This is a genomic window from Arthrobacter sp. GAS37 (genome assembly GCF_044908325.1).
Classification (GTDB): Bacteria; Actinomycetota; Actinomycetes; order Actinomycetales; family Micrococcaceae; genus Arthrobacter; species Arthrobacter ramosus.
In genome coordinates this window covers 36,234-42,233 of the sequence record NZ_JBIYDB010000037.1, presented here as the reverse complement: position 1 = coordinate 42,233, position 6,000 = coordinate 36,234, and the positions used below count along the sequence as shown (strand labels likewise).

Below are 6,000 nucleotides of genomic sequence, written 5' to 3'. Positions count from 1 at the left end.
ATCCCTCGATCCGACCGGTGCCGGCAGGACCCGATGGACAATGCGCTGGAAGCCCGCTTTGAACGCCTTCGCCATCACTTTCAGCGACCGATTCCAGGCCGCTGAAAACTACTAAAACAAACCGCCGGATACACCGTTTATGAGATAGTCCCTGGAAGCCGCTCCGTGCGCACCGGGTCCATGACCAGTCTCGAGCCGCATGACCGATTGCCGTGGAAAGTCGTATTGCCCGGCAGGATTCTCCCGCCGGGCAATACGCGTTCAGCTTCGTACTTATTCCTGAGCGGCGGGACGAATGAGCCATCGTCAGCGTTTCAGGGGTGGTTGCTGTCATGGCTTGTCTTTCCTAGGGCGGGTTGGAGAACCTCGGTCGCGAACTGTTCCAGGGAACGGTCCGGCCTTCCAAGGACTTCTTCGATGGTGTGGGTGCGGATTTTATCGCTCTTTGGCGGCGTTCTTTGAGGGGTCGATGGCGGACGCTTTGGTCGGTAGTGGGCTCCGCTTGAGTCACAAGCACGAGCTAAGGACGGCTCACATTGCTCACCAGCAGTGGTCTGGGATGTGAGGTTGTGTTGTCTACGGTGCGCTTTTCCGCGGGAGAACGAGGGCCGCTACCATTGCGGCGATGAAGAGCCCGCTCGCGACGACGAACGCTGCCTGGTAGCCCCCGATCAGATTCGCGGGCTCCATGCTGGAACCGTGAATCGCCGTGGTGTAGATCGTGTTGAGCAGAGCGACACCCAGAGCCCCGCCGAGCTGCTGGGCTGTATTGAGGACGGCGCTGGCGATTCCTGCGTCGTCGGGTGCGATGCCGGTGAGCGCCGCGGTGTTCATCGGCACGAACACGAGGCCGAGGCCGATGCCCATGAGTATCTCCGGAAGGAGAGCGCCCCCCACCCAGCTGGAGGACCCGTCGATGGTTGTCAGCAGCAGGAGACCAGCGGTCGCGAGCACCATGCCGATGATGATCAGCGGACGGGGGCCAGCGCGCGGCAGCAATCGAGACGTGATTTGTGTGACGACGACGAGGCTGATCGAGAACGGCAGAATCGACAGCCCGGCCTGGAGCGGCGTATAGCCGAGGTTAAGTTGTAGGTAGTAGGTCAGGAAAAGAAACATGCCGAACATGCCGGCGCCGACCAGAAATGCGATCAAGAACGCGATGCCTCTTGTGCGGTCCCCGATAATGCGGAGGGGCAGCATCGGGGCTGCGCTTTTGGTCTGCCACCAGACGAATAGTGCCAGGAGCGTAGCCGAGCCGATGAGCAGCATAAGTGTGCTCGGAGCCGTCCAGCCGCCGTTCGAGTCCGCCGCTAGCGTGAATCCGGCGACGAGGCCGCCCGACCCTGAGGTGGCGAGCACGGCACCGAGGGCGTCGAAGGTGCGGCTCATGGTGTGCACTCGGCTCTCCCGAATAGTGGGGAGAGCGGCGATCGCGGCGAAGGCTGCGATGGGAACATTGATGTAGAGACACCAGCGCCAATCGCTGTATTCGGTGAGAAATCCGCCAAGAAGGAGGCCGATCGCACCGCCAGCTCCCTGGACGGAGGCGTAGGCGCCGAAGGCTCTTGCTGGTTCGCGGCCGTCTGTGAAGGTCACAGCGAGCAGTGCGAGTCCTGCGGGGGCGAGGGCGGCGGCGAAGACGCCCTGGAGGGCGCGTGCGGCGAAGAGGATCTCGGCGCTCCAGGTTACGCCGCCCAGAGCTGAGGCGAGTGCGAAGCCGATCAGGCCGACGATCATGACGCGCTTCCGGCCGAAGGTATCGGCGATGCGGCCACCGAGCAGCAGCAGGCCGCCAAAGGTGAGGGCGTAGACCGTGAGCGCCCAGTGGCGATTCGCGTCGGTGATGCCAAGAGCGTGTTGTGCCTGAGGCAAGGCAATGTTCATGACCGAGGCGTCGAGCACGACCATGAGAGTGGCGAGTGAGATCACGCCAAGGGCGATCCAGCGTCGCGGGTCGGGCGGGGCGACGTGGACGGTCGTCGTTGCTATGTGGGGTGTCGGGGTCATGATGCTCCGGGGTGTTCAGAACGGGGTGGGTCAGGCTGTGCGTCGGACGGCAATGATGTTGTCGAGGACGGTTGCGGTTTCGCCCGCAGGACCGGTTGCCGTCCTGGAGGAGACTGCGGTCTCTATCGGCGTCCACGTGTCGTCCAGTTGCAAGGTCGCGAGTGTCTGCTCCGGTGCAGGGAAGACCTGCTGGTCCTGATTCCATGACCAGGGCGCGACGGAGGCGTGGTCGACGATTACGAGGAGGCCGGAGGGTGATACGAGATTTGCTACCCGCCGGATCGCCGCCGCACGGTCAATCTGTATCGGGGTGTGGAAGTAGCTCGCCGTGACCAGATCGAATGCGCCCTCCGGTGTTTCCTGATCCAGATCGGTGATGATCGTGGAGACCAGCCCGCTGAGACCCGCCTCGTGGGCTCGCGCTGCGGTCCGGCCCACGGCAGTCGGAGACACGTCGACGGCGGTGACGTGCCAGCCCTGACCGGCCAGCCACAGTGCGTCACCGCCGTGTCCGCATCCGACGTCAAGAGCTCTGCCCGGCGTGCCCGTCTGTAAAGCGACGACGCGTTCGAGCGCGGCGTTCGGGCGCGGAGCCCAGCCAGCATCCATCCCCGTGTAATGCGCCTCCCAAAAGTCCATGGAAGGAGTCTCGCCACTCATTCGCCCGCCTCGGCTGTGGCGGCGACCGCTGTCCGGATGTCTTCGAGAACGAGTTCGTGGTTCAGCATGCCGCCGGCGAGGGCGCCTGCGCCGATGGTCACGGACACGCTGGCGTTCGCGTCGACTACATTGCCGACGGCCCAGACGCCGGGCACGCTGGTGCGCCCGGCGGCATCGACGGCTGCGAACGAGCCCCACGGGGAGTCCACCCGGTCCGCGCCGAGCTGACGAAGTGGTTCGTCGCGAGGCGAGAAGAGGGGTGCCGTGAAAATCGCGTCGAGAGGGATGCGCCGTCCGTTGGCGAGATCCACCCCGGTAAGCCGTCCATCGGAGGAGACGACGCGGGCGACTGCGCCGCTGACGACCTCGATGCCGCGTGCCGCCAGTCCGGGCTCAGCCTCGGCTGTGGGAACGCCGACCTCGTTCTCCAAGTAGACGATCTGCGGTGACCACTGTCGGAGCAGTTGGGCTTGAAAGGTACTGCCGGGCCCGGTGGCGAGGATCCCGATCCGGCCATCGCCCACTTCGTAGCCATCGCAGTACGGGCAGACCGCTACCCCGCTGCCCCACCGTTCGCGCAGGCCTTCTATCTCGGGCAGCTGATCTTCCAGGCCTGTAGCGACGATCACGGCGCGGGCAGTAAACGTCTCGCCGTCACTGCACTCGACGGAAAACCCGCCGTCGACGGCCGTTGTCGCAACCACTCCGGCCGGTCGTACGACTCCTCCGTGGCGGATGACTTCATCTCGGCCGTCGGCGAGCAACTGCAGCGGGGTTTTCCCGTGGTGCCCGAGGACGGCGTGCACGTGGCCCGATGCGCGATTGCGGGGTTTGCCCGAATCGAGGACAAGCACGCGGCGCCGCGCCCGGACCAGTGTGAGAGCCGCGCTCAGGCCACCGCTGCCGCCGCCGATAATGATGACTTCCCAAAGTTTGTTGTTCATTTGTCCATCCTGACCGGCACCGGCATATACTGCAACGCATCTTGCAGTATCCGCAAAACGGAGGTTGGTATGGCAGAGGACGTCGAACGCATTATCACCGGGATTGCGCCCACTTTGCGAGATCTCCGGACCAAACGCAGAATCAGCCTGACCGATGCGGCCGGACATGTTGGTGTCAGTGTGAGCACGATGTCGCGACTGGAGTCGGGCGAGCGGGCTCCAACTCTTGACCTGCTCATCCCGCTAGCTCGCCTCTACGGGGTCGCACTCGACGACATTGTGAAGGCACCGCCCACGGGAGATCCTCGAATCCGCCCGCACCCCGTAAAGCGGCACGGGATGATCTACATCCCCCTCACGAAATCCGGCGGCCCGATACAAGCTTTCAAAATGATCCTCCCCGGTGGCAGGCGTCCATCAGAAACCGCGCAAACCCACGACGGCTACGAATGGTTGTACGTCCTCTCCGGCACCCTTGACCTGCAACTCGGCAACACGCACACGGCGATCGACACCGGAGAAGCAGCCGAGTTCGATACAAGAACACCTCACCTGATCGCCAGTGCGAATGAACAACCAGTCGAGCTTCTTGGCCTGTTCAGTCCTCAAGGCGAACGGATCCATATCACGGGGCCCTGGGGCTCAGGTTCACTTCGTGTCGACTCGGGTGAGACCAATGCGCCTCGTCAGACCGCCACGTCTCTCACGAGTGAGGCACAGTTCTGGTCCTGGTCGCTCAGCCGCGGTGGGCGGTACGATGCAGAACCGGATCCGGTTGGATGGCCGAGATAATTCTCGTCAGTACGGTCCGCCAGGCGGCGTTGGGTGAGACTGACAACGCGGTGCTCGACGAGTTCGTCTTTTTCGCCGGGATGGCAATCGGGGCGGACCCACCCTGCGTTCCTTTCGAAGGCCACGCGCCTGGCCTCCACCGCGACGACGTCTGCGCTCACGGCACCGACACGAAGCGCCGCGGTGATCCCGTCGATGACGTCACGCGCGTCCATGCTCCGGTGGAGCAGTAGAACATCGATAAGTTCACGGGTGGCCTCAGCATCACCATCGGTCCTCCTGGCCGCAGCCCAGAAAGCGTCATGGGCGGGGGTGAACTCGCCTGATTCGCGGGCCTGCGCCAGGACCGTGGACCCTGGCAACGCGCCAGGCTTTATCCTGAGTACTTCAAGATAGTGATCCAGCTGCACGCATTGCCCGCCCCGGGCCACGGTCCTGGGGTGTCTGGCGATCAGGGTTCTGCCATCAAAGATCAGTACTTCGGTAGCGCGTAGGGACACCCGGACTTTACGGTTGATGAACCGTACCGGAACGGAATACTTCGCCGAACGGACCGCCACGAGCGCGTAACGGTCCACCCGTGGGGTCAGGACCAGGCCCGGGTCGAAGTCCTGGACCGGCAACGGTGCCAGCAAGGGCTGCTCAACGGCGAAGTCCTGCCCGACCGTGCGGAGCCGCTGGGAAATCCGGCGCCGGTCTTCGTCCTCGTCCCAGACCCGGATCTTCTCGTTGAGCTCCACCAAGCTATCCACGACCGGCACGGGGGTCAGGAAGTTTCGCCGGAACCTGCCCACTTCTCCCTCGACCCCGCCCTTTTCATGGGCGCCTTTGAGTCCTGGCTCGCAATAGAAAGCATCCAGCCCGTAGTGGGATTTGAACAGCGTCCACCGCTCGTTTTCGACCGTTGACGCCCGGCACCATAGATGACCTTCGTGACCGCGCTGGTCAGGTTGTCATACCGGATGTGCTTGGTTGGGACACCGCCCAAAGCGTTGAAGCTTCGATATGACCCTCCAGGAATGCCTCCTGCGCGCAAGTAAGGTACAAGCGGTGGACAGTCTTGCCCGAGTGGGAGAGCCGGTAAGCGAACATATAACAACGGGTGCGGACGCCGGCCAGGTCCACCCACACATCACCGAAATCGACCTCGGCCTCCGCGCCCGGGGCATGTTCCTGAGGCACGAAGACCTCCACCGGGGCCCGCCCGGCCTCGACCGCAATCTCCGCCCGTCGGCCCTTTACATACTGGCGGACCGTCGAATACGAAATCACCGCCTGGTGCTCATCAACCCGACGGTCAAAGATTCTTTGGCGGTATGGCGCTGCTTCCTCGGAGCATCAAGATCCGTGATGAGCATCTGATCGATCACGGCCCTGAACCTGTCCAGTCTCGGTGCCGTGCGGGCGGGAATCTTGCGGGTCGGCGGCTCAGCGGCCGCGAGGGCCCGTCGGACCGTCCTTCGGGAAACATGATGCTCCCTGGCAAGCGTGCGGATCGACCATCCCTTGACTCGTGCGTCCCGCCGGATCCTTGCAAAAAGCTCCACCCTCGGCTCCATCACTGCCTTCCATCGTTGGAAAAACAATCCTGATG

General features: G+C 63.6%; 4 protein-coding genes and 1 pseudogene. 1 reads left to right on the top strand and 4 read right to left on the bottom strand.

What is annotated here, in order from left to right:
- Nucleotides 1-576: 576 nt before the first annotated feature.
- The 3 genes from ABH924_RS20480 to ABH924_RS20470 are packed head-to-tail and all read right to left on the bottom strand — an operon-like array spanning nucleotide 577 to nucleotide 3,614.
- A complete protein-coding gene (locus ABH924_RS20480; protein WP_404501795.1) occupies nucleotides 577-2,010 on the bottom strand; it encodes an MFS transporter in 1,434 nt (477 codons plus the stop codon).
- A 30-nt stretch (nucleotides 2,011-2,040) separates the two neighbouring features.
- Nucleotides 2,041-2,649: a class I SAM-dependent methyltransferase gene (locus tag ABH924_RS20475; RefSeq protein WP_404501793.1), complete on the bottom strand. Its 609-nt coding sequence runs from the start codon at nucleotides 2,647-2,649 to the stop codon at nucleotides 2,041-2,043.
- A 17-nt stretch (nucleotides 2,650-2,666) separates the two neighbouring features.
- Nucleotides 2,667-3,614, bottom strand: coding sequence for an NAD(P)/FAD-dependent oxidoreductase (locus ABH924_RS20470; protein ID WP_404501791.1), 948 nt, complete (start codon nucleotides 3,612-3,614; stop codon nucleotides 2,667-2,669).
- A 69-nt stretch (nucleotides 3,615-3,683) separates the two neighbouring features.
- On the opposite strand from ABH924_RS20470, the gene ABH924_RS20465 reads away from it, so the two are divergent.
- Nucleotides 3,684-4,406 carry a helix-turn-helix domain-containing protein gene (locus tag ABH924_RS20465; protein WP_404501789.1) on the top strand — a complete coding sequence of 241 codons (723 nt, stop codon included), beginning with the start codon at nucleotides 3,684-3,686 and terminating at the stop codon, nucleotides 4,404-4,406.
- 8 nt (nucleotides 4,407-4,414) lie between these two features.
- Here the strand turns inward: ABH924_RS20465 and istA are convergent.
- Nucleotides 4,415-5,965: pseudogene (gene istA / locus ABH924_RS20460) on the bottom strand (IS21 family transposase); the annotation flags it as partial.
- Between the last annotated feature and the right edge of the window lie 35 nt (nucleotides 5,966-6,000).

Bases quoted from the DNA above. Each gene is read 5' to 3' on its own strand.
- ABH924_RS20480 (WP_404501795.1), bottom strand. From the start codon at position 2,010: ATGACCCCGACACCCCACATAGCAACGACGACCGTCCACGTCGCCCCG.
- ABH924_RS20475 (WP_404501793.1), bottom strand. From the start codon at position 2,649: ATGGACTTTTGGGAGGCGCATTACACGGGGATGGATGCTGGCTGGGCT.
- ABH924_RS20470 (WP_404501791.1), bottom strand. From the start codon at position 3,614: ATGAACAACAAACTTTGGGAAGTCATCATTATCGGCGGCGGCAGCGGT.
- ABH924_RS20465 (WP_404501789.1), top strand. From the start codon at position 3,684: ATGGCAGAGGACGTCGAACGCATTATCACCGGGATTGCGCCCACTTTG.